General features: G+C 66.2%; 38 protein-coding genes and 1 pseudogene. 1 reads left to right on the forward strand and 38 read right to left on the reverse strand.

What is annotated here, in order from left to right:
- Window positions 1–11: 11 nt before the first annotated feature.
- The 10 genes from A3ES_RS0117185 to A3ES_RS0117230 form a co-directional block, all read right to left on the reverse strand.
- Window positions 12–632 carry a class I SAM-dependent methyltransferase gene (locus A3ES_RS0117185; protein ID WP_020388078.1) on the reverse strand — a complete coding sequence of 207 codons (621 nt, stop codon included), beginning with the start codon at window positions 630–632 and terminating at the stop codon, window positions 12–14.
- Entirely contained in the window at window positions 625–1,437 is an 813-nt protein-coding gene (gene truA / locus A3ES_RS0117190) for a tRNA pseudouridine(38-40) synthase TruA (RefSeq protein WP_020388079.1), read from the reverse strand. The genes A3ES_RS0117185 and truA overlap by 8 nt, the downstream gene beginning before the upstream one ends.
- Before the next feature lie 66 nt (window positions 1,438–1,503).
- Window positions 1,504–2,184: a 50S ribosomal protein L17, sunset domain variant gene (gene rplQ / locus A3ES_RS57090; protein ID WP_020388080.1), complete on the reverse strand. Its 681-nt coding sequence runs from the start codon at window positions 2,182–2,184 to the stop codon at window positions 1,504–1,506.
- A 60-nt stretch (window positions 2,185–2,244) separates the two neighbouring features.
- The gene (locus tag A3ES_RS0117200; RefSeq protein WP_020388081.1) at window positions 2,245–3,270 is read right to left on the reverse strand and encodes a DNA-directed RNA polymerase subunit alpha; all 1,026 of its coding nucleotides are present in this window, start codon (window positions 3,268–3,270) and stop codon (window positions 2,245–2,247) included.
- A gap of 203 nt (window positions 3,271–3,473) precedes the next feature.
- Window positions 3,474–4,082, reverse strand: coding sequence for a 30S ribosomal protein S4 (gene rpsD, locus A3ES_RS0117205; protein WP_020388082.1), 609 nt, complete (start codon window positions 4,080–4,082; stop codon window positions 3,474–3,476).
- A 26-nt stretch (window positions 4,083–4,108) separates the two neighbouring features.
- Window positions 4,109–4,516, reverse strand: coding sequence for a 30S ribosomal protein S11 (rpsK, locus tag A3ES_RS0117210; RefSeq protein WP_012923659.1), 408 nt, complete (start codon window positions 4,514–4,516; stop codon window positions 4,109–4,111).
- A gap of 44 nt (window positions 4,517–4,560) precedes the next feature.
- Window positions 4,561–4,932 carry a 30S ribosomal protein S13 gene (gene rpsM / locus A3ES_RS0117215; RefSeq protein WP_020388083.1) on the reverse strand — a complete coding sequence of 124 codons (372 nt, stop codon included), beginning with the start codon at window positions 4,930–4,932 and terminating at the stop codon, window positions 4,561–4,563.
- A 186-nt stretch (window positions 4,933–5,118) separates the two neighbouring features.
- Window positions 5,119–5,232 carry a 50S ribosomal protein L36 gene (gene rpmJ, locus A3ES_RS0117220; protein ID WP_008361054.1) on the reverse strand — a complete coding sequence of 38 codons (114 nt, stop codon included), beginning with the start codon at window positions 5,230–5,232 and terminating at the stop codon, window positions 5,119–5,121.
- Between the two features lie 29 nt (window positions 5,233–5,261).
- Window positions 5,262–5,483: a translation initiation factor IF-1 gene (gene infA / locus A3ES_RS0117225; RefSeq protein ID WP_012923661.1), complete on the reverse strand. Its 222-nt coding sequence runs from the start codon at window positions 5,481–5,483 to the stop codon at window positions 5,262–5,264.
- A gap of 147 nt (window positions 5,484–5,630) precedes the next feature.
- Window positions 5,631–5,969, reverse strand: a complete 339-nt coding sequence (locus A3ES_RS0117230; RefSeq protein ID WP_020388084.1) for a winged helix-turn-helix transcriptional regulator — start codon at window positions 5,967–5,969, stop codon at window positions 5,631–5,633.
- Window positions 5,970–6,056: 87 nt separating this feature from the next.
- On the opposite strand from A3ES_RS0117230, the gene A3ES_RS0117235 reads away from it, so the two are divergent.
- Window positions 6,057–6,926 (forward strand): NAD(P)-dependent oxidoreductase, encoded by an 870-nt coding sequence (locus A3ES_RS0117235; protein WP_020388085.1) that lies wholly within the window; start codon window positions 6,057–6,059, stop codon window positions 6,924–6,926.
- On the opposite strand, the gene A3ES_RS0117240 is transcribed toward A3ES_RS0117235, so the two are convergent.
- From A3ES_RS0117240 to fusA, 28 genes and pseudogenes are all read right to left on the reverse strand, one after another.
- The gene (locus tag A3ES_RS0117240; protein WP_157630578.1) at window positions 6,923–7,735 is read right to left on the reverse strand and encodes a type III secretion system chaperone family protein; all 813 of its coding nucleotides are present in this window, start codon (window positions 7,733–7,735) and stop codon (window positions 6,923–6,925) included. The two genes, A3ES_RS0117235 and A3ES_RS0117240, sit on opposite strands and share 4 nt — an antisense overlap.
- A complete protein-coding gene (locus A3ES_RS0117245) occupies window positions 7,732–8,187 on the reverse strand; it encodes a DUF1707 SHOCT-like domain-containing protein (RefSeq protein WP_020388087.1) in 456 nt (151 codons plus the stop codon). Before A3ES_RS0117245 ends, A3ES_RS0117240 begins: the two co-directional genes overlap by 4 nt.
- Before the next feature lie 58 nt (window positions 8,188–8,245).
- On the reverse strand, window positions 8,246–9,070 hold the full coding sequence (gene map, locus A3ES_RS0117250) for a type I methionyl aminopeptidase (RefSeq protein WP_020388088.1): 825 nt from the start codon (window positions 9,068–9,070) through the stop codon (window positions 8,246–8,248).
- Between the two features lie 9 nt (window positions 9,071–9,079).
- Window positions 9,080–9,652: an adenylate kinase gene (locus A3ES_RS0117255; RefSeq protein WP_026162950.1), complete on the reverse strand. Its 573-nt coding sequence runs from the start codon at window positions 9,650–9,652 to the stop codon at window positions 9,080–9,082.
- The gene (gene secY / locus A3ES_RS0117260; protein ID WP_020388090.1) at window positions 9,652–10,953 is read right to left on the reverse strand and encodes a preprotein translocase subunit SecY; all 1,302 of its coding nucleotides are present in this window, start codon (window positions 10,951–10,953) and stop codon (window positions 9,652–9,654) included. Before secY ends, A3ES_RS0117255 begins: the two co-directional genes overlap by 1 nt.
- A gap of 134 nt (window positions 10,954–11,087) precedes the next feature.
- On the reverse strand, window positions 11,088–11,528 hold the full coding sequence (rplO, locus tag A3ES_RS0117265) for a 50S ribosomal protein L15 (protein ID WP_020388091.1): 441 nt from the start codon (window positions 11,526–11,528) through the stop codon (window positions 11,088–11,090).
- Between the two features lies 1 nt (window position 11,529).
- Window positions 11,530–11,712: a 50S ribosomal protein L30 gene (gene rpmD / locus A3ES_RS0117270; RefSeq protein ID WP_020388092.1), complete on the reverse strand. Its 183-nt coding sequence runs from the start codon at window positions 11,710–11,712 to the stop codon at window positions 11,530–11,532.
- On the reverse strand, window positions 11,712–12,311 hold the full coding sequence (gene rpsE / locus A3ES_RS0117275; protein WP_020388093.1) for a 30S ribosomal protein S5: 600 nt from the start codon (window positions 12,309–12,311) through the stop codon (window positions 11,712–11,714). Before rpsE ends, rpmD begins: the two co-directional genes overlap by 1 nt.
- A gap of 33 nt (window positions 12,312–12,344) precedes the next feature.
- On the reverse strand, window positions 12,345–12,728 hold the full coding sequence (gene rplR, locus A3ES_RS0117280; RefSeq protein ID WP_020388094.1) for a 50S ribosomal protein L18: 384 nt from the start codon (window positions 12,726–12,728) through the stop codon (window positions 12,345–12,347).
- A 2-nt stretch (window positions 12,729–12,730) separates the two neighbouring features.
- A complete protein-coding gene (rplF, locus tag A3ES_RS0117285; protein ID WP_020388095.1) occupies window positions 12,731–13,273 on the reverse strand; it encodes a 50S ribosomal protein L6 in 543 nt (180 codons plus the stop codon).
- Between the two features lie 27 nt (window positions 13,274–13,300).
- Complete coding sequence (gene rpsH / locus A3ES_RS0117290) at window positions 13,301–13,708, reverse strand: 30S ribosomal protein S8 (RefSeq protein WP_020388096.1); 408 nt, start codon at window positions 13,706–13,708, stop codon at window positions 13,301–13,303.
- Window positions 13,709–13,805: 97 nt separating this feature from the next.
- Window positions 13,806–13,991 carry a type Z 30S ribosomal protein S14 gene (locus A3ES_RS0117295; protein ID WP_012923674.1) on the reverse strand — a complete coding sequence of 62 codons (186 nt, stop codon included), beginning with the start codon at window positions 13,989–13,991 and terminating at the stop codon, window positions 13,806–13,808.
- A gap of 1 nt (window position 13,992) precedes the next feature.
- A complete protein-coding gene (gene rplE, locus A3ES_RS0117300) occupies window positions 13,993–14,571 on the reverse strand; it encodes a 50S ribosomal protein L5 (RefSeq protein WP_020388097.1) in 579 nt (192 codons plus the stop codon).
- Window positions 14,571–14,978 carry a 50S ribosomal protein L24 gene (gene rplX, locus A3ES_RS0117305; protein WP_020388098.1) on the reverse strand — a complete coding sequence of 136 codons (408 nt, stop codon included), beginning with the start codon at window positions 14,976–14,978 and terminating at the stop codon, window positions 14,571–14,573. The genes rplE and rplX overlap by 1 nt, the downstream gene beginning before the upstream one ends.
- A gap of 1 nt (window position 14,979) precedes the next feature.
- Window positions 14,980–15,348, reverse strand: coding sequence for a 50S ribosomal protein L14 (rplN, locus tag A3ES_RS0117310; RefSeq protein WP_020388099.1), 369 nt, complete (start codon window positions 15,346–15,348; stop codon window positions 14,980–14,982).
- A gap of 91 nt (window positions 15,349–15,439) precedes the next feature.
- Window positions 15,440–15,739, reverse strand: coding sequence for a 30S ribosomal protein S17 (rpsQ, locus tag A3ES_RS0117320; protein WP_020388100.1), 300 nt, complete (start codon window positions 15,737–15,739; stop codon window positions 15,440–15,442).
- Entirely contained in the window at window positions 15,736–16,050 is a 315-nt protein-coding gene (gene rpmC / locus A3ES_RS0117325; RefSeq protein WP_020388101.1) for a 50S ribosomal protein L29, read from the reverse strand. Before rpmC ends, rpsQ begins: the two co-directional genes overlap by 4 nt.
- On the reverse strand, window positions 16,050–16,469 hold the full coding sequence (gene rplP / locus A3ES_RS0117330) for a 50S ribosomal protein L16 (protein WP_020388102.1): 420 nt from the start codon (window positions 16,467–16,469) through the stop codon (window positions 16,050–16,052). The genes rpmC and rplP overlap by 1 nt, the downstream gene beginning before the upstream one ends.
- Before the next feature lie 3 nt (window positions 16,470–16,472).
- Window positions 16,473–17,333 (reverse strand): 30S ribosomal protein S3, encoded by an 861-nt coding sequence (gene rpsC, locus A3ES_RS0117335; RefSeq protein ID WP_020388103.1) that lies wholly within the window; start codon window positions 17,331–17,333, stop codon window positions 16,473–16,475.
- Window positions 17,334–17,413: 80 nt separating this feature from the next.
- Window positions 17,414–17,878: pseudogene (rplV, locus tag A3ES_RS0117340) on the reverse strand (50S ribosomal protein L22); the annotation flags it as partial.
- A 49-nt stretch (window positions 17,879–17,927) separates the two neighbouring features.
- A complete protein-coding gene (rpsS, locus tag A3ES_RS0117345) occupies window positions 17,928–18,209 on the reverse strand; it encodes a 30S ribosomal protein S19 (RefSeq protein WP_020388105.1) in 282 nt (93 codons plus the stop codon).
- A gap of 15 nt (window positions 18,210–18,224) precedes the next feature.
- On the reverse strand, window positions 18,225–19,058 hold the full coding sequence (gene rplB, locus A3ES_RS0117350) for a 50S ribosomal protein L2 (protein WP_020388106.1): 834 nt from the start codon (window positions 19,056–19,058) through the stop codon (window positions 18,225–18,227).
- Window positions 19,058–19,363: a 50S ribosomal protein L23 gene (gene rplW / locus A3ES_RS0117355; RefSeq protein ID WP_020388107.1), complete on the reverse strand. Its 306-nt coding sequence runs from the start codon at window positions 19,361–19,363 to the stop codon at window positions 19,058–19,060. The genes rplB and rplW overlap by 1 nt, the downstream gene beginning before the upstream one ends.
- Window positions 19,360–20,055 (reverse strand): 50S ribosomal protein L4, encoded by a 696-nt coding sequence (gene rplD, locus A3ES_RS0117360; protein WP_020388108.1) that lies wholly within the window; start codon window positions 20,053–20,055, stop codon window positions 19,360–19,362. Before rplD ends, rplW begins: the two co-directional genes overlap by 4 nt.
- Entirely contained in the window at window positions 20,052–20,708 is a 657-nt protein-coding gene (rplC, locus tag A3ES_RS0117365; RefSeq protein ID WP_020388109.1) for a 50S ribosomal protein L3, read from the reverse strand. The genes rplD and rplC overlap by 4 nt, the downstream gene beginning before the upstream one ends.
- Window positions 20,709–20,724: 16 nt before the next feature.
- A complete protein-coding gene (rpsJ, locus tag A3ES_RS0117370) occupies window positions 20,725–21,033 on the reverse strand; it encodes a 30S ribosomal protein S10 (protein WP_012923688.1) in 309 nt (102 codons plus the stop codon).
- A gap of 380 nt (window positions 21,034–21,413) precedes the next feature.
- Window positions 21,414–22,607, reverse strand: a complete 1,194-nt coding sequence (gene tuf / locus A3ES_RS0117375; protein ID WP_020388110.1) for an elongation factor Tu — start codon at window positions 22,605–22,607, stop codon at window positions 21,414–21,416.
- A gap of 72 nt (window positions 22,608–22,679) precedes the next feature.
- On the reverse strand, window positions 22,680–24,761 hold the full coding sequence (fusA, locus tag A3ES_RS0117380; RefSeq protein ID WP_040454908.1) for an elongation factor G: 2,082 nt from the start codon (window positions 24,759–24,761) through the stop codon (window positions 22,680–22,682).
- Between the last annotated feature and the right edge of the window lie 81 nt (window positions 24,762–24,842).

Here is a 24,842-nt window from a genome sequence, read left to right on the forward strand (position 1 = left end):
CCTCCATACCCTCAGGACGGCGCTGGATCCTCGTTCGTTGCAGTGACCCGCAATACTCTGAAGCCCTTCGCGCTGGCGGTCCGCTCACAGGGGTAGCCCTGTTCGGTCAGCCAGCGCTGCAGCGAGTCCGCACCGAGGTTCTTGCCGACGACGAACCATCCCACGCCACCGGGGGCAAGCCGGACCAGCCAGCGCAGCAGCATCTTGTGCAGCTCGGGCTTGCCGATGTGGATCGCCGGATTCGACCAGATCTGGTCGAACCGCAGATCCGCCGGTACGTCGTCCACCAGCGCGGGGTGGACCCTGGCGGCGACCCCGGCCGCCTTCGCGTTCTCCGCCGTGAGCTCCAGCGCCCTGGTGTTCACGTCGACCGCCCAGACCTGAGCCTTGGGGTCCTCAACTGCCAGGGCGCACGCGATCGGCCCGTAGCCGGTACCCAGGTCCAGATAGGTGCCGCCACCGGTCGGAGCAGGCGCCTCCCGCAGCAGGATCGACGTACCGCGGTCCAGGCGGTCCCGGGAGAAGACACCGGTCGCCGTGGTGAAGGTGTAGTCCTTCCCCCAGATCCGGCCCTCGACAGTACGCCGTACGTCGGCTGAGGTCGGCTCTGCCGAGAAGTAGTGGTCAGCCACGCGTGTGCACCTCTCCTCTGACATTGCGAGCCTCTATGGCCCGCGCTGCCAGTTGGTCATCTGCTGGGTACCGCACTTCCTCCAGGGTGAGCCCGTGGGCGGGCAGTACGGTAACTGCCGAGTCCCGGACTCGCCCGGCCAGCACAGTGGCCGGCCAATCCACCTGGCGGCGTCCGTCGCCCACCGGGACGATCGACCCCACCAAGGCTCGCACCATCGAGTGGCAGAAGGCGTCGGCGATCACAGTCGCCTCGACCAGCCCCGGCGCAGTACGGCGCCAGCTGAACTCCTGCAGGGCGCGAACCGTGCTCGCCCCCTCACGGCGCCTGCAGAAGGCGGCGAAGTCGTGCTCGCCGAGCAGGCGCGCGGAGGCCTCGTTCATCCGGTCCACGTCGAGCGGCTGGAGGACCCGCAGTACGTGGTTCCTGGTCAGTGGGTCCCGGGCGGCGGGGTCGTCACAGATCCGGTAGACGTAGCGGCGCCACAGCGCCGAGAAGCGGGCGTCGAAGCCCTCAGCGGCTTCCCCGGCACCGCTCACCCAGATGTCGTCCGGCAGTACGCCGTTGAGCCGGTGCACCAGGTTCCGGGCGACCAGGCCCTCGGGCAGCCAGACGTGCACGACCTGCCCCCTGGCGTGGACGCCAGTGTCGGTCCGGCCGGCGCAGGTCACCGTCGGTAGCTCGGGTTGCCGCAGGACGGTGGCCAGTGCCTGCTCAAACACCCCCTGGACGGTCCTGAGGGCCTCCTGACGGGCCCAGCCGTGGAATTCGGTGCCGTCATACCTGAGATCGATCCGCCAGCGCACAGGGCAATCTAACGCAGCAGCGCCCCTCCACCCGAAAGGTGGAGGGGCGCTGGGAGTTGCTGAGTGCTACTTGTCCTCGGTCTCGCCGGCCTTGGCGAAGCCGGCCGCCTCAGCGGCCTCCTCGGTCTTGAACCAGACCTCAGCCTCGGTCTGGTCGTACCAAGGGGACTCGGTGGTGTGGTACTTCATCGAGTTCTCGTTGCCCTTGATGTCGAAGCCCTCGGGCGCGGCGCCGCCGTCCAGAGGAGCCGCGGAGCCTTCGTACTTGCCCGCGACGACATCCTGAACCGCTGCGTCCTCGGCCTCGTCCTTGGCCGCCGCCTTCTTCGCGGGTGCCTTCTTGGCCGGGGCCTTCTTCGCCGCGGCCTTCTTGGCCTTCGGCGAGTCGGTCAGTGCCTCGACCAGCTCGATCCTCACCATCGGGGCGTTGTCGCCCTTGCGCGGGCCGAGCTTGGTGATCCGGGTGTAACCACCCGGACGGTCGGCGTACCGCTCACCGATCTCGGTGAACAGCACGTGCACGACGGACTTGTCGCGGATCCGCTTCATCACCTGACGACGCGAGTTCAGGTCGCCGCGCTTGGCCTTGGTGATCATCGACTCCGCCAGCGGCTGCAGGCGCTTGGCCTTGGTCGCGGTGGTGGTGATGGCACCGTGCTCGAACAGCGAGGTCGCCAGGTTGCTGAGGATCAGCTTCTGGTGCGCCGCGCTGCCACCGAGGCGGTATCCCTTGGTAGGGGTAGGCATCTCTCTTTACTCCAGGAAATTCTCAGGCCCGGGTGAGGGCCTTGGATGGGCCGTGCTAGCTCAGTACTGCTCGGTCTCGGCGAAGCTCTCGTCCTCGTCCTCGGCGTCGTCGCCATACGCCTCGGCGGCGGCGCGCAGGTCGAAGCCGGGGGGCGAGTCCTTCAGCGACAGGCCCATCTCGGCCAGCTTCAGCTTGACCTCGTCGATCGACTTGGAGCCGAAGTTGCGGATGTCCAGCAGGTCCTGCTCGCTGCGCGAGATCAGCTCACCCACGGTGTGGATGCCCTCACGCTTGAGGCAGTTGTAGGACCGGACGGTCAGCTGCAGGTCCTCGACCGGCAGGGCCAGGTCGGCCGCCATCTGCTCGTCGACCGGCGACGGGCCGATGTCGATGCCCTCAGCCTCGACGTTCAGCTCACGGGCCAGGCCGAACAGCTCGACCAGCGTCTTACCGGCCGACGCGACGGCGTCGCGGGGCAGCATCGACGGCTTGGTCTCGACGTCCACGACCAGGCGGTCGAAGTCGGTGCGCTGCTCAACACGGGTCGCCTCGACCTTGTAGGTGACCTTGAGGACCGGGGAGTAGATCGAGTCGACCGGCATCCGGCCGATCTCGGCGTCCGCGGACTTGTTCTGAACGGCGGAGACGTAACCGCGGCCCCGCTCGACGACCAGCTCCATCTCGAGCCGGCCCTTCTCGTTCAGGGTGGCGATCTTCAGGTCCGGGTTGTGCACCTCGACACCGGCCGGCGGCGCGATGTCGGCGGCGGTCACGTCACCGGGGCCCTGCTTGCGCAGGTACATGGTGACGGGCTCGTCGTGCTCGGAGGAGACGACCAGGTCCTTGAGGTTCAGGATCAGCTGGGTGGCGTCTTCCTTCACCCCGGCGACGGTGGAGAACTCGTGCAGTACCCCGTCGACCTTGATGCTGGTCACCGCCGCGCCCGGGATGGACGACAGCAGGGTACGGCGGATGGAGTTGCCGAGGGTGTAACCGAAGCCCGGCTCGAGCGGCTCGATCACGAACCGCGAGCGGTGCTCGTCGACGACCTCTTCGGCCAGGGTGGGACGCTGTGCGATCAGCACTGTTCTTACTTCCTTAACTCTCGCGACGACCACTATTTGAGGCCGCGAACCGTATTTCCTCGAAGCCCAGCCTTACCACCAACCGACTCATCATCGGTCCCTTGTGTCCCTCGAACCCTCATGGTCCACAGCTCGCCAATTGGCTGCGAGGGACACAAGGGACCGATGATGAGTCCGGCTGGGGGTAAAGCCAGCTTGTACTGCTAGTTCTTCGAGTAGAGCTCGACGATCAGGTGCTCTGCGACCTGGGTGTCGATCTGTGCCCGGGTGGGCAGCTGGTGCACGAGGATCCGCAGCCGCTCGGGCAGCGCCTCGAGCCAGGCCGGAACCACTCGCTCGGAGTGGGTCTCCCTGGCGATGATGAACGGCGTCATCTCGACCGACTTCGGCCGGACGTCGATCACGTCGTGCGCCGAAACGCGGTACGACGGGATGTTCACCTTGATGCCGTTCACGGTGAAGTGACCGTGCACGACGAGCTGACGCGCCTGACGACGGGTCCGGGCCAGTCCGGCGCGGTACACGACGTTGTCGAGACGGGACTCGAGGATAATCAGCAGGTTGTCACCGGTCTTACCAGGACGCCGCGAGGCCTCCTTGTAGTACAGGCTGAACTGCTTCTCGAGCACACCGTAGGCGTAACGAGCCTTCTGCTTCTCACGAAGCTGGAGCAGGTACTCGCTCTCCTTGGGACGGCCGCGGCCGTGCATACCCGGCGGGTACGGACGACGCTCGAACGCCTTGTCGCCGCCGACGAGGTCGACCCCGAGACGGCGCGACTTCTTGGTCATGGGTCCGGTGTAACGGGCCATTGTTAGCTACCTGCCTCTCTCTGGGATCAGACCCGGCGCCGCTTGGGCGGGCGGCATCCGTTGTGGGCGGTCGGGGTGACGTCCTGGATGGTGCCGACCTCGAGGCCGACCGCACCCAGCGAACGGATCGCGGTCTCACGGCCGGAGCCGGGGCCCTTGACGAAGACGTCGATCTTGCGCATGCCGTGCTCCATCGCGCGCCGGCCGGCAGCCTCGGCTGCCATCTGCGCGGCGAACGGGGTCGACTTGCGCGAACCCTTGAAGCCGACGGTGCCCGCGGAAGCCCACGAGATGACCGCGCCGGTCGGGTCGGTGATCGTCACGATCGTGTTGTTGAACGTGCTCTTGATGTGCGCGTGGCCGGCGGCCACGTTCTTCTTCTCCTTGCGGCGCACCTTCTTCGCGCCGGCCGCCGTGCGGCTCTTGGGAGGCATAAGTCAGTTACTCCTGGGAAGGTCGAGGCAGTGAATCATCCGGGTCACTTCTTCTTCTTGCCGGCGATCGCCTTGCGACGACCCTTACGGCTGCGGGCGTTGGTCCGCGTGCGCTGACCACGCACCGGCAGGCCGCTGCGGTGCCGGCGACCCTGGTACGACCCGATCTCGATCTTGCGGCGGATGTCCGCGGTCACCTCACGACGGAGGTCACCTTCGATCTTGTAGTTGCCTTCGATGAAGTCCCGGAGCTTGACCAGTTCTTCGTCGCCCAGCTCGTGGACGCGCTTGTCACCGGAGATGCCGGTGGCTTCGAGCGTCTTCAGGGCGCGAGTACGACCTACACCGAAGATGTAGGTGAGAGCGACCTCGATGCGCTTGTCGCGCGGAAGGTCAACTCCTACGAGGCGTGCCATGTGGCGGTGTTCCTTTCGTCGGCAGAGGTGTGGTGGCGCGCCGCGTCCTTGCCCGCCTCGGTGAGTTTGTTGTTCACCGGCAAGGCCCCGGCCTCTGTTCCGGGGGCAGCATCCGGCTTGGTGCGGTGCCGGATGAGCGTGCGCGCTGTGTGGTGCGAAAGTGCAGGAAACGCGAGTGGGGCTGAATCAGCCTTGCCGCTGCTTGTGCCGCGGGTTCTCGCAGATCACCATGACCCGGCCATGACGGCGGATCACCTTGCACTTGTCGCAGATCTTCTTGACGCTCGGATTGACCTTCATCGAGCTTCTTTCTTCGACAGGTGGCTTGGTTACTTGTACCGGTAGACGATGCGACCCCGGGTGAGGTCGTACGGCGACAGCTCCACGACGACCCGGTCCTCGGGGAGGATCCGGATGTAGTGCTGCCTCATCTTGCCGCTGATGTGCGCGAGCACCTTGTGCCCGTTGGACAGCTCAACACGGAACATCGCGTTCGGCAGGGCCTCGACGATGGTGCCCTCGAGTTCGATTACTCCCTCTTTTTTGGGCATGTCCTCGCACTTCTGTAGACGACAACTGAATGGTGGTACTACCGACCCGCACCGCACTGGGCAGCACGAGAAGAGGCCACGAAGGGCCAAGGAAAGAGTCTACGGCACTCACCCACCCAAAACCCAATCGGGCCCCGGTACCGCTCCTCAGCAGGGGCGGGAGGCCTCGATCTCGGTCATGTGGTCGGCGCCCCACTGATCCAGGGGCATCAACGCGATGTTGAGAGATTCACCAAGCTCAGTCAGAGAGTACTCGACCTTCGGCGGAACCTGGTGGAAAACCTCGCGGTGAACGATGTGGCGGCTCTCCAGCTCGCGCAGCTGCTGGATGAGCATCTTCTCGGTGACGCCGGTGACCTCCTTGCGCAACTCACCGAATCGCCGTGGCCCGTGGTGCAGCGCCCAGAGGATGCGCGGTTTCCACTTGCCGCCGATCACGTCCGCGGCGGCGTCGAGCCCGCAGGTGTACGGCCGGACGGCTGCCATCGCTCCACCTCACTGACTTTTTGGTAAGTACCTGACTATTTAGTCGGTACTTGTTCACTCTATAGCTCTCAGGACAGCCTGGACCACATGAAGACTCCTGTCACCGTCCTCGGCCTCGGCGCGATGGGCACCGCCCTCGCCCGGACCTTCCTGGTCGCCGGCCACCCGACCACCGTCTGGAACCGCACCCCCGGCCGCTCCCCCGAACTCGACGACCTCGGCGTCACCCGGGCCAAGACCGTCGGCGACGCGATCGCGGCGAGCCCGCTGATCGTCGCCTGCCTGCTCGACGACGCCTCCGTACGCAGTACCCTCCAGCCCGTCGCGTCCGAGTTGGCCCGGCGGACTCTGGTCAACCTCACCAACGGCACTCCCGAGCAGGCCCGGCGTGCTGCCGACTGGGCCGCGCAGCACGGCGCGCAGTACCTGGACGGCGGCATCATGGCCGTGCCCGCGATGATCGGCGGACCGGCCGCGTTCATCCTCTACAGCGGTTCGCCGGAGGCCATCGCGCAGTACCAGGACGACCTCGCAGTACTGGGCAAGCCGACGTACGTCGGTAGCGACGCCGGGCTTGCGGCGCTGCAGGATCTGGCCTTGCTCAGCGCGATGTACGGCATGTTCGGCGGCGCCGCGCACGCACTGGCGATGATCTCCAGCGAGAAGATCTCACCGACCGCGTTCACCGCCGACCTGCTCGTCCCCTGGCTCACCGCCATGATCGGCTCGGCCAGCGGCATCGCGAACGATCTCGAGTACGGCGCTGCGCCGGGCGCGGCCGCCTCCAACCTCGCCATGCAGGCGGCCGCGTTCGTCAACTTCATCGACGCCTCCGAGGCACAGGGCGTCGACCCGATGGTGCTGCTGCCGATCCGGACCCTCCTCGACCGAGCCGTCGCCGAGGGCCACGGCGACGAGGACATGGCCGTGCTCGTACGGCTACTCGCCAAGAACTAAAGGGGTCTGGTGGCGAGCCACTGCTCGCCGGCTTGCCAGACGTGTTCTGGCATCAGGTCGAGTAGGTCGCAGGCGGCGTCCAGTTGCGCGAGCGCAGTACTGGTGTCGCGGTAGGCGGGCAGGATGACGACGAAGCGCCGTCCTTCACAGCTGAAGCCGAAGGGCGGCACCTGCGCGAGCGCCTCGGCCGCACGCTGATGCAGCACCTCGGCGGCCAGATCCTCGCGACCGTTGAACAGCTGGTACGTGCCGGGAAGGCCGTCGATGGTGAGCCCGATCGGCAGCAGGCTTGCCGCCGCGACCTTGGCCAGCGCGGTCGGCAGTACCTGCAGTGGCGGCAGCGGCCGGTCGACGGCCAGCTCGAGAAAGTCGAAGCCCAGTTGACGTCTGCCGACCTTGTGCCGGAAGCGGCCGGTCAGGAACTCCCGGCCGCGATGCCTGCCCGAGGTGACGTCGACGATCTCGGCCCCAGGGTCAGTGCTGAACGGTGGGAACGGCCAGCGGTCCAGCATTCTGGGATCGTCCGCGTCGACCTGCCAGCCGAGCTGCTCGGCGACGTCACCCCAGGCGCGCCGCAACCGGCCGTCGGCCAGCCGCATCGCCAGTGTGAAGAGCACCAGGACGAGGAACCAGCTCAGTACCACCCAGCCGACCCACCGCGGTTCGAGCAGCAGTCCGGCGATCACCAGCGGGACCGCGACCACGAACCACAGAACGAAAACCAGGGCCGACCCCTGGCGCAGTTGCCACACCCAGTCCGGCCGCAGTCGCGGACGCCGGGTGTGGCGACTGACCGGGGCCGCCGTCAACGTCGCTTTCCGAGTTGGCCCATGACGATGATCGCCCACGGGATCAGCAGCCAGACGGGCCAGAAGTGCGGCCAGTGGCCGCCGTTGCCCAGACCGATGACGAACCAGATGACGACGTTGATCAAGACGACGCCAGTGAAGCCGCCACCCAGGTTGCGCAGCCCGTGCTGTTCGGCCTGCTTGTTCTTCTGCCGCTCGGGGAACTCACCGGGGGCGGGCGTGGGCTTCGTGTTCTGCACTATCGCCGGGGTCTGGTAGGTCCGTACCGGGGGCAGGTCACGCACCAGCGGTTCCAGCTCGCCGTACGTCTGGACGGAGTACAGCTGGTCGAGCCGCGAGCTGAACTCGGGCTGATCCAGCCGCCCGTCGGCGAAGGCGTCCCGCAACCGCCCGGCGATCTTGTCGCGGTCGGCCTCGGTGAAGCGCTGGTGTGGCTGGTACTGACTGGGCATGCCTCAAGTGTGCCTCAGCCCAGGACCCGCTGCGTCCCCCGATGGGCGGACGCCAGCGTCAGTCTGCGAGGGGACCGAAGGTGACGCCGAGCTCCTTGAGCTTGGCTTCGCCGCCGTCGAGGGCGGTCAGCACCCACGGGCCTTGCGGCGTCAGCGTGAAGGTGTGCTCGGTGTGGGCCGCGGCCAGGCCGTCGTCCGTGACGACCGTCCAGTCGTCCTCGAGCGTGTGGTTCTCCTGCTTGCCCAGCGTGAGCATCGGCTCGACCGCGAGCGCGAGACCCTCGATCAGCTTGGGGCCCTTGCCGGCCTTGCCGAAGTTCGGCACGTTCGGCGGCTGGTGCATCGCCGACCCGATCCCGTGCCCGACGAAGTCCTCGACGATCCCGTACGCCGAACTGGCGCGCACGTGACTCTCCACGGCCGCCGAGATGTCGGTCAGCCGGCCACCGAGCTTGGCGGCCGCGAAGCCGCGCCACATCGACTCTTCACAGATCCGGGCCAGCTCGAGCAGCTCCGGAGTGGCTTCGCCGACCGGCACCGTGATCGCCGCGTCGCCGTGCCAGCCGTTGACGATCGCACCGCAGTCGATCGAGATGAGGTCACCGTCGGCCAGCACCCGGCCGCCCGGGATGCCGTGCACGATCTCGTCGTTCACCGACGCGCAGATGGAGCCGGTGAAGCCGTGGTAGCCCTTGAACGAAGGCGTCGCGCCGGCCGACCGGATGGAGTCCTCGGCGATCGCGTCGAGGTCACCGGTGGTGAGGCCGGCCTTGACCTCGCCTCGGAGCAGTTCCAGCGTGCGGCCGACCACCAGGCCGGCCGCACGCATGGAGATGATCTGTTCGCGGGTCTTGATCTCGATCCCGCGGTCCTTAAAGATCACTGACTGCTCTTACCCTTCCAGGGTTTTCAGGGCCGTGAGCACGCGCTCGCTGACCTCTTCGATCTCGCCGACACCGTCCACCTCGACCAGCAGGCCGCGCTGGGCGTACACCCGCAGCAGCGGCTTGGTCTCGGCGGTGTAGACCTCCTGGCGATGCCGGATGACCTCTTCGGAGTCGTCGGATCGCCCGTCCACCTTGGCCCGGCGCAGCATCCGGTCGACCAGGACGTCGGTGTCCGCGACGAGCGCGACCACCGCGTCCAGCTGGTGGCCGTGCTCGGCCAGGATGTCGTCCAGCGTGCCGACCTGCGGCAACGTGCGCGGATACCCGTCGAGCAGGAAGCCCTCGCCCGCGTCCGCCTCCGACAACCGGTCGCGCACCATCGCGTTGGTGACCTCGTCGGGGACGTAGTTGCCCGCGTCCATGTACCGCTTCGCCTCGAGACCCAGCTCGGTCTCGTCCTTCACGTTCGCGCGGAAGATGTCGCCGGTGGATACGGCCGGGATCCCGAGCCGGTCCGCAAGCACCTTTGCCTGCGTACCCTTACCCGCTCCGGGCGGACCCATCAGCAACATTCTCATCAGCGCAGGAACCCTTCGTAATTACGTTGCTGCAGCTGCGACTCGATCTGCTTCACCGTGTCCAGACCAACGCCGACCATGATCAGGATCGACGTACCACCGAACGGGAAGTTCTGGCTGGCGTTGAGCAGAACGAGGGCGACCAGCGGGATCATCGAGACGACCGCCAGGTAGAGCGCGCCGGGCAACGTGATGCGGGACAGAACGTAGGAGAGGTACTCCTCGGTCGGCCGGCCCGCCCGGATCCCGGGGATGAAGCCGCCGTACTTCTTCATGTTGTCTGCAACTTCCTTCGGATTGAAGGTAATCGAGACGTAGAAGTACGTGAAGAAGATGATCAGGGCGACATACGTCACCATGTAGATCGGGTGATCACCCTTGACCAGGTTGCCCTGGATCCACTGCGCCCATTTCTCGTCCTGCCTGAACTGGCTGACCAGCACCGGCAGGTACATCAGGCTGGAGGCGAAGATGACCGGGATCACACCGGCCTGGTTCACCTTCAGCGGGATGTAGGTCGACGTACCGCCGAACATCTTGCGGCCGACCATCCGCTTGGCGTACTGCACCGGGATCCGGCGCTGCGCCTGTTCGATGAAGATGACCGCGGCCATGATCACCAGGCCGATGGCGAGTACGACGATGAAGGTGCCGACGCCCTTGGACTTGCGGATGCTCCACAGCTGCGACGGGAAGGTGGCGACGATCTGGGTGAAGATCAGGATCGACATGCCGTTGCCGACACCGCGATCGGTGATCAGCTCACCCAGCCACATCACTACGCCGGTACCGGCGGTCATGGTCAGCACCATGACGACGACCGGGAACCAGCCGTCCTTGTACAGCAGGGGCTCGTTGCAGCCCTGGAACAGCCGGCCGGGCGTCCGGGCGAGCGCGACGAACGCGGTCGCCTGCAGGACCGCCAGCCCGACGGTCAGGAACCGGGTGTACTGGGTGATCTTGGTCTGACCCGCCTGGCCCTCCTTCTTCAGCGACTCCAGCCGCGGGATGACCACGGTGAGCAGCTGCAGAATGATGCTGGCGGTGATGTACGGCATGATGCCGAGCGCGAAGATCGCGAGCTGCAGCAGTGCCCCGCCGGAGAACAGGTTGATCAGGTTGTAGAGGTTCGCGTTCGCGCCTGACTGGGACAGCTTCAGACAGGTGTCCAGCGACTTGACGTTGACGCCAGGTGCCGGTACGACGGAACCGATCCGGAAGATCACGACAATGAAGAGCACGAACAAGATCTTCCGGCGCAGGTCCGGAGTCTTGAACGCGTTGGCAAAGGCGCCTAACACCCTGTCCTCCCACAAGTTTCCCTCGCCCCGGGCAGGGCAGGGCCTAGCAAAGCAGCTGGGCAAGAGACGAACCAGGGCCCGTCCGACATCCAGCGCTCAATATACAAGCGCTGGCTCGCACGAGCCCTGGTTACTCACACCTCGGTGGTGGTTCCTCCGGCCGCCGCGATCTTCTCCTTGGCGGACTTCGAGAACTTGTGCACCGAAACTTGCAGAGCAACCGTGAGCTCGCCGTCTCCCAGCACCTTCACCGGGAGACTGTCACGGACCGCACCCTTGGCGACCAGGTCGGTGACACCGACCTCGCCTCCTTCGGGGAACAGCTGTCCGAGCTTGTCCAGGTTAACGACCTGGAACTCCACTCGGTTCCTGCTCTTGAAGCCCTTCAGCTTCGGCAGCCGCATGTGCAGCGGCATCTGGCCACCCTCGAAGTTCTCGGGGATGTTGTTGCGGGCCTTGCTGCCCTTGGTACCGCGGCCGGCCGTCTTGCCCTTGGAGCCTTCACCACGACCCACGCGGGTCTTGGCGGTCTTGGCCCCAGGCGCCGGACGCAGGTGATGAACCTTGAGCGCCATGTCAGTCAACCTCTTCGACGGTGATGAGGTGGCGAACCGCACGGACCATACCGCGGACCTCGGGCTTGTCCTCGTGGACGGCGGTGTCGCCGATCCGCTTGACGCCCAAGGTGCGCAGCGTGTCGCGCTGGTTCTGCTTGCCACCGATGCCGGAACGGGTCTGGGTCACCTTCAAGCGTGCCATCAGGAGATTCCCTCCGCCCGCGCCTTCAGCAGCGCCGCCGGGGCGACGTGCTCGACCGGCATGCCACGGCGCGCGGCCACGGCTTCCGGCGTCTCCAGGGCCTGCAGCGCGGCCACCGTGGCGTGAACCACGTTGATCGCGTTGGAGGAACCCAGCGACTTGCTCAGGATGTCGTGGATCCCGGCGCACTCCAGTACTGCGCGCGCCGAGCCACCCGCGATCACACCGGTACCAGGAGCGGCCGGACGCAGCATCACAACGCCTGCGGCCTTCTCGCCCTGCACCGGGTGCGGGATGGTGCCCTGGATCCTCGGCACCTTGAAGAACGACTTCTTGGCCTCCTCGACACCCTTGGCGATCGCCGCGGGCACCTCCTTGGCCTTTCCGTATCCCACACCGACGGTGCCTTCACCGTCGCCGACGACCACGAGGGCGGTGAAGCTGAAGCGACGACCACCCTTCACGACCTTGGCGACACGGTTGATGGCTACCACGCGCTCGATGTAGGCGGTCTTGTCAGCTGCCGCACCACGACCACCGTCGCGGTTACGGCGCTCACCACCGGCGCCGCCTCCGCGACGCTGCTGGCCTCCGCTCATTTCGAACTACCTTCTTCCTTTTGTGTCGCCATGTCAGAAGCCAAGGCCGCCCTCGCGGGCGGCGTCGGCCAGGGCCGCGATGCGGCCGTGGTACTTGTTCCCGGCGCGGTCGAAGACGACCTCGTCGATGCCCGCGGCCTTGGCGCGGTCGGCGATCAAGCCACCCACGGTCTTGGCCTTGTCCGTCTTGTTCGCCTCCGCACCGCGCAGGTCGGCCTCCATGGTGGAAGCAGACACCAGCGTGACGCCGGCGACGTCGTCGATGACCTGAGCGAACAGGTGCTTCGACGACTTGCTGACCACCAGCCGCGGCCGGTCGGCCGTGCCGTTGACCTTCTTGCGGACGCGGATCTGACGACGCAGCCGGGAAGAGGTCTTCTTGGCGGAGTGCTTGTTGTGACGCAATCCGATCGCCATGGTTACTTACCAGCCTTTCCGACCTTGCGGCGCACCTGCTCGCCCGCGTACCGCACACCCTTGCCCTTGTAGGGCTCGGGCTTGCGCAGCTTGCGGATGTTGGCGGCGACCTCGCCGACCGACTGCTTGTCGATTCCCTGCACCGAGAACTTGGTCGGCGCCTCGACCACGAAGGTGATGCCCTCAGGGGCGTCCACCGTGATCGTGTGGCTGTAGCCGAGCGAGAACTCCAGCTGGGTCGGTCCCTTGGCCAGGACGCGGTACCCGACGCCGACGATCTCGAGCTTCTTCTCGTAGCCGTCCGTCACGCCGGTCACCAGGTTGGCGAGCAGAGTGCGGGACAGACCGTGCAGTTCCTTGCTCTTGCGCTGGTCGTCCGGACGGGTGACGGCGATCGTGCCGTCCTCGTCGCGGTTGACCGCGATGGGCTCCGCGACGCTGTGCGTGAGCTGGCCCTTCGGGCCCTTCACGGTGACCGCCTGGCCGTCGATCGTGACGTCGACGCCGGCCGGGACCGTGATCGGGAGCTTACCGATGCGAGACATGAGAGTGGTCCTCCTTCCGGTTCTTCGTCACCAGACGTAGGCGAGGACTTCCCCGCCAACGCCCTTGTTCTTGGCCTGCCGGTCGGTCAGGAGTCCCTGCGACGTCGAGATGATCGCGACGCCGAGGCCACCGAGCACCTTGGGCAGATTGGTCGACTTCGCGTACACCCGCAGGCCGGGCTTGCTGATCCGGCGAACGCCTGCGATCGAGCGCTCCCGGCTCGGGCCGAACTTCAGATCAACGACCAGGGTCTTACCGACGGTGCCCTCTTTGGGCTCCTCCACCTTGTAGGAGGAGATGTAACCCTCCTGCTGGAGGATGTCGGCGATGCCCTGCTTGATCTTGCTGTACGGCATCTGGGTCGACTCGTGATACGCCTGGTTGGCGTTGCGCAGACGAGTAAGCATGTCTGCGATCGGGTCGGTCATCGTCATGGCCTGGGGCCTCTTTCCCGCCGTGGTTTCGCCTCATGGCGACCTACGGTGACTAGATTTTGAGTAGAGAAAAGAACGGTGCTGGCCGTGCGGATGGTCACCAGCTGGACTTGGTGACGCCGGGCAGCTCGCCCCGGTGCGCCATCTCGCGCAGGCAGATCCGGCACAGGCCGAACTTGCGGAAGACGGCCTTGGGCCGGCCGCAGCGCTGGCAGCGCGTGTAGCCACGCACCGCGAACTTCGGCTTGCGGGCCTGCTTGACCTTGAGTGCTGTCTTCGCCACGTCAGTTCTCCTTGAACGGGAAGCCGAGCTGCCGCAGCAGCGCGCGCCCCTCGTCGTCGTTCTTGGCGGTGGTCACCACGGTGATGTCCATCCCGCGAACCCGGTCGATCCGGTCCTGGTTGATCTCGTGGAACATCACCTGCTCGGTCAGGCCGAAGGTGTAGTTCCCGTTGCCGTCGAACTGCTTGGGCGACAGGCCGCGGAAGTCGCGGATCCGGGGCAGCGCGAGCGCCAGCAGCCGGTCCAGGAACTCCCACATCCGGTCACCGCGCAGCGTGACGTGCGCGCCGATCGGCATGCCCTCGCGCAGCTTGAACTGCGCGATCGACTTGCGGGCCTTGGTCACCGACGGCTTCTGGCCGGTGATCGCGGCCAGGTCCTTGATGGCACCGTCGATCAGCTTCGAGTCGCGAGCCGCTTCGCCGACACCCATGTTCACCACGATCTTGGTGAGGCCGGGCACCTGCATGACGTTGTCGAAGTTGAACTCCTCGTTCAGCTTCGCAACGATCTCTTCGCGGTACTTGGTCTTCATCCGCGGCTGAACCGCTTTGGTCACTGCTGTATCTGTGACGCTCATCAGATCTCCTCGCCGGTGCGGCGTGAGATGCGCACGCTGCGGAACCCGGTGTACGTCGAACCGTCGGGACGACGCTTCTGCACCTCGACGCGGTTGTAGCCGACGCGGGTGGTCACCTTCTGCTTCTTGCCGTCTTTCTCGACCTCGACCAGAAGCATCACGTTGGAGACGTGGATCGGGGCTTCCTGGGTGACGATGCCACCCGTGGTGCCGCCGCGCTGGGCCTGCTGCACCTTGGTGTGCTTCTTGACCCGGTTGACGCCTTCGACGATGACCTTCTCGGCCTCGGGCAGGACCGAGATGATCTTGCCCTCGAGGCCCTTGGACTTGCCGGCGATCACGCGAACGAGATCACCCTTCTTGACGTGCAGCGACCGCTGCACCTTCTGCTGGGGCTTGCCTGCCATCTCAGAGCACCTCCGGAGCGAGCGAGATGATCTTCATGAACTTCTTCTCGCGCAGCTCCCGGCCGACCGGCCCGAAGATGCGGGTGCCGCGCGGCTCACCGTCGGCCTTGAGGATCACGGCGGCGTTCTCGTCGAACCGGATGTAGGAGCCGTCCGGACGCCGGCGCTCCTTCACGGTGCGCACGATGACAGCCTTGACGACGTCGCCCTTCTTGACGCCGCCACCCGGGATCGCGTCCTTGACGGTGGCGACGATCGTGTCACCGACACCGGCGTAGCGCCGACCGGAGCCACCGAGAACGCGGATGCACAAGATCTCCTTGGCACCCGTGTTGTCGGCGACCTTCAGTCGCGACTCCTGCTGGATCATCTGTTGATCTCCTGGTTGTCTCGCTGGTTCTCACGCTCGGTGAGCCTTGCGGAACGAGTGATTTCGATTGGGTACTGCGAGGCGAGGCTGGTCACTTCGCCTTTTCGAGGATCTCCACGATGCGCCAGCGCTTCGTCGCCGACAGCGGCCTGGTCTCCATCAGGAGAACCCGGTCGCCGATACCGGCGGCGTTCTGCTCATCGTGGGCCTTGAGCTTGCGAGTGCGACGGATGACCTTGCCGTACAGCTTGTGCTTGACCCGGTCCTCGACCTCGACGGTGACGGTCTTGTCCATCTTGTCGCTCAGCACCAGGCCCTCACGGGTCTTGCGGCTGCTGCGCGCCTGCTGGGTCGTGCTCACGGTCTCGTCCTTCGCTGCGTTCTCGGTCATGCCTTGCTCCCGGCCTTTTCACTGTCGTCCGCGGTCTCGCCATCTGATACAACATCGGCCTCGACCTCGGCTTCAGCAGCGTCAGCTGCGGGTACCTCGACCTCTTCGGTGATGCCGAGCGCACGCTCGGTCAGCACCGTGTAGATGCGGGCGATGTCCTTGCGGACGGCGCGCAGCCGTCCGTGGGACTCCAGCTGACCCGTGGCAGCCTGGAACCGGAGGTTGAACAGCTCCTCCTTGGCGTTACCGAGCTTCTCCAGAAGCTCGTCCTTTCCCAGGTTCCGCAGCTCGGCGGCGGTCAGGGTAGCCATCAGTTCTCACCTGCCTCTCGGGAGATGAAGCGGCACTTCATCGGCAACTTGTGAATCGCGCGGCGCATCGCCTCGCGAGCGGTGTCCTCGTCGACACCGGACAGTTCGAACAACACCCGTCCGGACTTGACGTTCGCGATCCACCACTCGGGCGAACCCTTACCGGAACCCATCCGGGTCTCGGCCGGCTTCTTGGTCAGCGGGCGGTCCGGGTAGATGTTGATCCAGACCTTTCCGCCACGCTTGATGTGCCGGGTCATCGCGATACGAGCGGACTCGATCTGCCGGTTGGTGACGTAGTGGTTCTCCAGCGCCTGGATGCCGAACTCACCGAACGCCAGCGTCGTACCGCCCTTGGCAGCGCCGGAGCGCTTCGGGTGGTGCTGCTTGCGGTGCTTGACCTTACGGGGGATGAGCACGGTTCAGCTCTCCGTTCCGGTCGTCTCGGCCGGCTTGTCAGCGGCCGGGGCGTCGGCCTTGGGGGCCTCGGCCTTCGCGGCCTGCGCGCCACCGTCACGACGGTCGTCACGACGACCACCACGGTCACCGCCACGGCCACCACGATCACCGCGGTCGCCACCACCGTCACGGCGGGCCGGACGGCCACGCTGCTGCGTGGCGGCGCGGGCAGCTGCCTGCGCCTCCCGCTCGGCGCGGGTCCCGGCGACGTCGCCCTTGTAGATCCAGACCTTCACGCCGATCCGGCCGAAGGTCGTACGGGCCTCGTAGAAGCCGTAGTCGATGTCGGCGCGCAGCGTGTGCAGCGGCACCCGACCCTCGCGGTAGAACTCCGACCGCGACATCTCGGCGCCACCCAGACGACCGGAGCACTGGATCCGGATGCCCAGGGCGCCGCCACGCATGGTGGTCTGCATCGCCTTGCGCATCGCGCGGCGGAACGCCACGCGGCCGGACAGCTGCTCGGCCACACCCTGGGCGACCAGCTGAGCGTCGACCTCGGCGTTCTTGACCTCGAGGATGTTCAGCTGCACCTGCTTGCCGGTGAGCTCCTCGAGGCTGCCCCGGATCCGGTCCGCCTCGGCGCCGCGGCGACCGATCACGATGCCCGGACGCGCGGTGTGGATGTCGACGCGGACGCGGTCACGGGTGCGCTCGATCTCCACGCGGGAGATGCCGGCGCGCTCCATGCCCTTGCCCAGCAGGCGACGGATCTTGACGTCCTCGCCCACATAGTCCTTGTAGAGCTTGTCGGCGTACCAACGGCTCTTGTGGTCCGTGCTGATGCCGAGTCGGAACCCGTGCGGGTTAACCTTCTGGCCCACTATCGGGTCTCCTTCTTCTCAGCCTTTTCGGCGGTCGCCTTCTTGGCCGGCGCCTTCTTGGCGGTGGCCTTCTTGGCCGTGCCCGACTTGGCGTCGTCCTTCTTGGCTTCCGCCGTCTTGGCGTCGGCCTTCTTCGCCGGCTGCTCGACCTCGACCTTCGGGCCGACCACGATGGTGATGTGGCTGGTCCGCTTGTCGATCCGGGTGGCCCGGCCCTGTGCACGCGGGCGGTGACGCTTCAGCGTCGGTCCCTCGTCCACGAAGGCCTTCACCACGACCAGGTCGGTCCGGCTCAGGTGCTCGGTGCCCTCGGCGTTCGCCGCGGCGCTGTCGACGACCTTGTACACGGTCGCGGCAGCGGCCTGCGGGGCGAACTTCAGAGTGGCGAGTGCATCGTCGATGCCCATGCCGCGCACCAGGTCGACCACGCGGCGCGCCTTCATAGGCGTCACGCGGACGAAGCGCGCGACCGCGAAGGCCCCGGGCTCCTCGCCCAGCAGGCTCTCGCGACGGGCACTGACGGCCCTACGCTCTTGAACGCTCATGATGTTCGAATCTCTCCGTAGGTTGCTTGCGCGTAATCACTGACCGGGGTCAGCGACGCCGTGCCTTGCGGTCGTCCTTCTCGTGACCCTTGAACGTCCGGGTCGGGGCGAACTCGCCGAGCTTGTGCCCGACCATCGCGTCCGTCACGAACACCGGGACGTGCTTGCGGCCGTCGTGCACCGCGAGCGTGTGGCCGATCATGTCGGGAATGATCATCGATCGGCGCGACCAGGTCTTGATCACGTTCTTGGTGCCCTTTTCGTTCTGCACCTCCACCTTCTTGAGCAGGTGGTGGTCGACGAACGGGCCCTTCTTCAGGCTGCGTGGCATTCTGTCCGGCTCCTATCAGCGCTTCTTGCCGGCCTTGCGGCGCCGGACGATCATGCGGTCGCTTTCCTTGCGGCCGCGGGTGCGGCCCTCAGGCTGGCCCCATGGGGACACCGGGTGACGTCCACCGGAGGTCTTACCCTCACCACCACCGTGCGGGTGGTCAACCGGGTTCATCGCGACACCACGGACGGTCGGGCGCTTGCCCTTCCAGCGCATCCGGCCGGCCTTGCCCCAGTTGATGTTCGACTGCTCGCCGTTGCCGACCTCACCGAGGGTGGCGCGGCATCGCACGTCGACCATCCGGACCTCGCCGGACGGCATCCGCAGGGTGGCCATCCGGCCCTCCTTGGCGACCAGCTGAACGCTGGCACCGGCGGAGCGGGCCATCTTGGCGCCACCACCCGGACGAAGCTCGACCGCGTGGATCGTCGAACCGACCGGGATGTTGCGCAGCGGCAGGTTGTTGCCAACCTTGATGTCCGCCGCCGGGCCGTTCTCGATGATCGTGCCCTGCTCCAGCTTGGCCGGGGCGAGGATGTAGCGCTTTTCGCCGTCGACGTAGTGCAGCAGTGCGATCCGGGCGGTGCGGTTCGGGTCGTACTCGATGTGCGCGACCTTGGCCGGCACGCCGTCCTTGTCGTACCGCTTGAAGTCGATCAGGCGGTACGCCCGCTTGTGACCGCCACCGTGGTGCCGGGTGGTGATCTTGCCGGAGCTGTTCCGGCCGCCCTTCTTGGGCAGCGGACGCAGCAGCGACTTCTCGGGGGTCGAACGGGTGAGCTCGACGAAGTCGGCCACGCTCGAGCCACGACGGCCCGGCGTTGTCGGCTTGTATTTGCGGATACCCATTACGACTGGCCTCCGAAGATGTCGATCCGGTCGTCGCCGGCCAGGCTGACGATCGCGCGCTTGGCGTCAGGACGCTTGCCCCAGCCCGTACGGGTGCGGCGGCGCTTGCCCTTGCGGTTGAGAGTGTTGACAGACGTGACCCGGACCTTGAAGACCTTCTCGACCGCGAGCTTGATCTCGGTCTTGTTGGCGTCCGGGGCGACCTCGAACGTGTACTTCTGCTCGTCCAGCAGGCCGTAGCTCTTCTCGCTCACGACCGGCCGCAGCAGCACGTCCCGCGGGTCTTTGTTGACTCCGTGGCTCATGCTTCTACCTCCTGCTCGGCTTCGGTCGACGTCGCGACAGCCTTGACGGACTTGCCCTTGGGCGTACCGGCGACGAAGGCGTCCAGCGACGCGCTGGTGAAGATCACCGCGTCGTTGCACAGCACGTCGTACGCGTTCAGCTGGTCGGCCGCGATCAGGTGCACGGTCGGCACGTTGCGCAGGCTGAGCAGCGACACGTCGTCGGTCCGCTCGACCACGACGAGCACCTTGAGGAACTCGGTGACCTCGGCGAGGACCAGCTTCGCGGCCTTGGTGGAGGGCACGTCGCCGTCCACGAACTTGTCGACCACGTGGACGCGGCCTTCACGGGCCCGGTCGGAGAGCGCACCGCGCAGGGCGGCGGCGATCATCTTCTTCGGGGTCCGCTGGCTGTAGTCGCGCGGCGTGGGGCCGTGTACGACGCCACCACCGGTGAACTGCGGCGCGCGGGTCGAACCCTGGCGGGCGCGGCCGGTGCCCTTCTGGCGGTACGGCTTGGCGCCACCACCGGACACCTCGCCACGGCGCTTGACCTTGTGCGTGCCCTGACGGGCCGCGGCCAGCTGCGCCACGACGACCTGGTGGATCAACGGGATGTTGACCTGGACGTCGAACAGCTCGGCGGGGAGTTCCGCGGAGCCCTTCTTGCTGACCTTGTCGCCCTTCACGACGACGACGTCAACGGTGCTCATTTGGTAGCTCCCTTCGCGGCGTTGCGGATCAGCACGAGGCCGCCCTTCGGGCCGGGGACGGCGCCCTTGAGCAGGATCAGGCCGCGCTCGGTGTCGATCGCGTGGACCGTCACGTTCTGCGTGGTGACCTTCTCGTGGCCCATCCGGCCCGACATCTTCATTCCCTTGAAGACACGGCCGGGGGTCGCGCAGCCGCCGATGGAACCCGGCGAGCGGTGCTTCTTGTGCACACCGTGGGTGGCGCGGAGGCCGTGGAAGCCGTGCCGCTTCATCACACCGGCGAAGCCCTTGCCCTTGCTGGTGGCGGACACGTCGACGATCTCGCCCGCGGCGAACGCCTCGGCCTTGATCTCCTGGCCGAGCGTGTACTCGCTGGCGTCAGCGGTCCGCAGCTCGAGCAGGTGGCGGCGAGGAGTCACGCCGGCCTTCTCGAAGTGGCCGCGCATCGGCGAGGTCACCTTGCGGGGGTCGATGTCGCCGAAGGCGATCTGGACGCCGTCGTAGCCGTGGCTGTCCGAGGTTCGCACCCCGGTCACCACGCAGGGACCGGCCTGGATCACGGTGACGGGGACGACTCGGTTGTTCTCGTCCCAGGTCTGGGTCATGCCGAGCTTGGTGCCCAGCAGACCGCGCGTGTTCTTCTGGTTGCTCATAAGTTTCGCGTTTCCCTCAGAGCTTGATCTCGATGTCGACACCGGCCGGCAGGTCGAGACGCATCAGCGAGTCAACCGTCTTCGGCGTGGGGTCGATGATGTCGATGAGCCGCTTGTGGGTGCGCATCTCGAAGTGCTCGCGGCTGTCCTTGTACTTGTGCGGCGAGCGGATGACGCAGAACACGTTCTTTTCCGTCGGCAACGGCACCGGGCCAGCAACCTTCGCACCAGTACGCGTCACCGTGTCGACGATCTTGCGCGCCGAACTGTCGATGACCTCGTGGTCGTAGGCCTTCAGCCGGATGCGGATCTTTTGTCCCGCCATCGCTTCGCTACGTCCTTCTCTTCGTCTTCGTCTTTGTCACTCCGACCCCCGCGGTCGGGTGTGTCGCGGACGCGGCACGCGCGTCACCGCACACTTTCGACCCTGGAATGGAGATCGGGGCCCGGTCTCGGACCGGAACCTCGGCATGGTCTCCGGTCCGGCGCACCCTGCCAGAACGTGTCTGGGGCGCGCCCCGGCAACCTCGCCTGAGCAACCTGAATATTGTGCCAGAGATCGGCACCGGAATGCCAATCGGGGTGGCTTCGCACTCTGGGATCCGGAACCGTTCCGGGGTCACCGACCCCGACTTGCCCCGGATCCTGAGTGCAAAGCAGAGGTCCGCGGGGCTCAGCGTGCGAGCCCTCGCGGACCTCGTGACATCACTTGAGGATCTTGGTGACCCGGCCGGCGCCGACGGTGCGGCCACCTTCACGGATCGCGAACTTCAGGCCCTCTTCCATGGCGATCGGCTGAATCAGCTCGACCGACATGTCGGTGTTGTCGCCCGGCATGACCATCTCGGTGCCCTCGGGCAGCGTGACGACGCCGGTGACGTCCGTGGTGCGGAAGTAGAACTGCGGCCGGTAGTTCTGGAAGAACGGCGTGTGACGGCCGCCCTCCTCCTTCGACAGGATGTAGACCGAAGCGTCGAAGTTGGTGTGCGGGGTCGTGGTGCCCGGCTTGATGACGACCATGCCGCGCTCGACGTCCTCGCGCTTGGTGCCACGAAGCAGCAGACCGACGTTCTCGCCGGCCTCACCGGTGTCGAGCAGCTTGCGGAACATCTCGATACCGGTGACCGTGGTGGTCTGCTTCTCCGGGCGGATGCCGATCAGGTCGACAGTCTCGTTGACCTTGACGACACCGCGCTCGATCCGGCCGGTGATGACCGTGCCGCGACCCGTGATGGTGAAGACATCCTCCACCGGCATCAGGAACGGCTTCTCGATCTCGCGGATCGGCTGCGGGATGTACTCGTCGACCGCCTTCATCAGCTCCATGATCGACTCACCCCACTTCGCGTCACCCTGCAGGGCCGGGGCCGCTGCGACGTGCACGACCGGCGCGTTGTCACCGTCGAACTCCTGCTCGGAGAGCAGCTCGCGGACCTCGAGCTCGACGAGCTCCAGGATCTCCTCGTCGTCGACCATGTCGCACTTGTTCAGGGCGACGACCATCGCCGGCACGCCGACCTGGCGGGCGAGCAGCACGTGCTCACGCGTCTGGGGCATCGGGCCGTCGGTGGCGGCGACGACCAGGATCGCACCGTCCATCTGGGCCGCACCGGTGATCATGTTCTTGATGTAGTCCGCGTGCCCGGGGCAGTCGACGTGGGCGTAGTGCCGGGCCTCGGTCTGGTACTCGACGTGCGCGATGGAGATGGTGATACCGCGCTGACGCTCTTCCGGCGCCTTGTCGATCTGATCGAAGGCCGACGCCTCGTTGAGGGTCGGGTACTTGTCGTGCAGCACCTTGGTGATCGCCGCGGTAAGAGTGGTCTTACCGTGGTCGATGTGACCGATGGTGCCGATGTTGACGTGCGGCTTAGTCCGCTCGAACTTCGCCTTAGCCACTGGGGCCCTCCTGGAAAATGTTGACTTACGCCGTACGCCGACGCGCTGTGGGTTGGTTGGTCCGGAGCGAGATTACTCGCCGCGAGCCTTCTTGATGATCTCTTCCGCCACGTTCTTCGGAACCTCGGCGTAGGAATCGAACTGCATCGAGTACGACGCGCGGCCCTGGGTCTTCGACCGCAGGTCACCGACATACCCGAACATCTCGGACAACGGCACCGTGGCTTTGATAGCCCGGCTGCCACCGGGGCCCTCGTCCATCGACTGGATCTGGCCTCGGCGTGAGTTGAGGTCGCCGATCACTTCACCCATGTAGTCCTCGGGTGTGATGACCTCAACCGCGAACATCGGCTCGAGGATGACCGGAGTCGCCCGGCGGGCGGCATCCTTGAAGGCCATCGACCCGGCGATCTTGAACGCGAGCTCGGAGGAGTCGACGTCGTGGTAGGCACCGTCGGTCAGCGTGACCTTGACGTCCACCATCGGGTAGCCGGCCAGGACGCCGAACTCCATCGCTTCCTGTGCGCCCTCGTCCACCGACGGGATGTACTCCCGCGGGATACGGCCGCCGGTGACGGCGTTGACGAACTCGTAACCGCCCTCGCCACCGGCCTCAACCGCGGTCGGCTCGATGGAGATGATCACACGCGCGAACTGACCTGAACCACCGGTCTGCTTCTTGTGCGTGTAGTCGACCTTCTCGACCTTCTTCTTGATGGTCTCGCGGTAGGCGACCTGGGGCTTGCCGACGTTGGCCTCGACGCGGAACTCGCGCTTCATCCGGTCGACCAGGATCTCCAGGTGGAGCTCGCCCATGCCGGCGATGATCGTCTGGCCGGTGTCCTCGTCGGTCCGGACCTGGAAGGTCGGGTCCTCGTCGGCCAGGCGCTGGATCGCGACACCCAGCTTCTCCTGGTCGGCCTTCGACTTCGGCTCGATCGCGACCGAGATCACCGGGGCCGGGAACTGCATCGACTCCAGGATGATCGGCTTGGCCGGGTCACACAGGGTCTCGCCGGTGGTGGTGTCCTTCAGACCCATCACGGCGACGATGTGGCCGGCGCCGACCGACGCGATCTCCTCACGCTTGTTCGCGTGCATCCGGTAGATCTTGCCGATCCGCTCCTTGCGCCCCTTGGTGGGGTTCAGGACCTGGGTGCCGGTCTCGAGCTTGCCCGAGTACACCCGGATAAAGGTCAGCTTGCCCAGGTGCGGGTCGGCCGCGATCTTGTACGCCAGGGCCGAGAACGGCTCGGCGTCAGCCGGCTTGCGGGTGACGACGACCTCGTTGTCCTTGACGTCGTGGCCCTCGATGTCGGGCACGTCGAGCGGGCTCGGCAGGAAGGCGTTGATCGCGTCGAGCAGCGGCTGGACGCCCTTGTTCTTGAACGCCGTACCGGTCAGCACCGGGGTCAGCTTGCTGGCGATGGTCGCCCGCCGGATCGCCGCGACGATCTGCTCCTGGGTCGGGTCTTCACCCTCCAGGTACATCTCCATGATCTCGTCGTCGGCCTCGGCCAGCGTCTCGATCAGCTTGTCGCGCCACTCGGCGGCGATCTCGGTGTGGGTGGCCGGGATCTCCTCGACGGCGTAGTCCTCACCCATCGTGGTCTCGCCACGCCAGGTCAGCGCGCGCATCCCGACCAGGTCGACGACACCGATGAAGTCGGCCTCGGCACCGATCGGCAGCTGCAGCACCAGCGGCACCGCGGCCAGCCGGTCGACGATCATGTCGACGCAGCGCATGAACTCCGCGCCGGTCCGGTCCAGCTTGTTGACGAAGCAGATCCGCGGTACGCCGTACCGGTCCGCCTGACGCCACACGGTCTCGGACTGCGGCTCGACACCGGCGACACCGTCGAACACCGCGACGGCACCGTCGAGGACGCGCAGCGAGCGCTCCACCTCGACGGTGAAGTCGACGTGCCCGGGGGTGTCGATGATGTTGATGGTGTGGTCTTTCCAGGTGCAGGTCGTCGCGGCGGACGTGATGGTGATGCCGCGCTCCTGCTCCTGCTCCATCCAGTCCATCGTGGCGGCGCCGTCGTGGACCTCACCGATCTTGTAAGTGATACCGGTGTAGAAGAGAATCCGCTCGGTCGTCGTCGTCTTGCCGGCGTCGATGTGGGCCATGATGCCGATGTTGCGCACCATGCTCAGGTCGGTGGTGATTTGTACGGCCACCTCGGTGGTCTACCTCTCGCTTCTGTCTAGCTTCAAAAGAGTGAACGCGGG

Source organism: Kribbella catacumbae DSM 19601 (assembly GCF_000372465.1).
GTDB classification, from domain to species: domain Bacteria; phylum Actinomycetota; class Actinomycetes; order Propionibacteriales; family Kribbellaceae; genus Kribbella; species Kribbella catacumbae.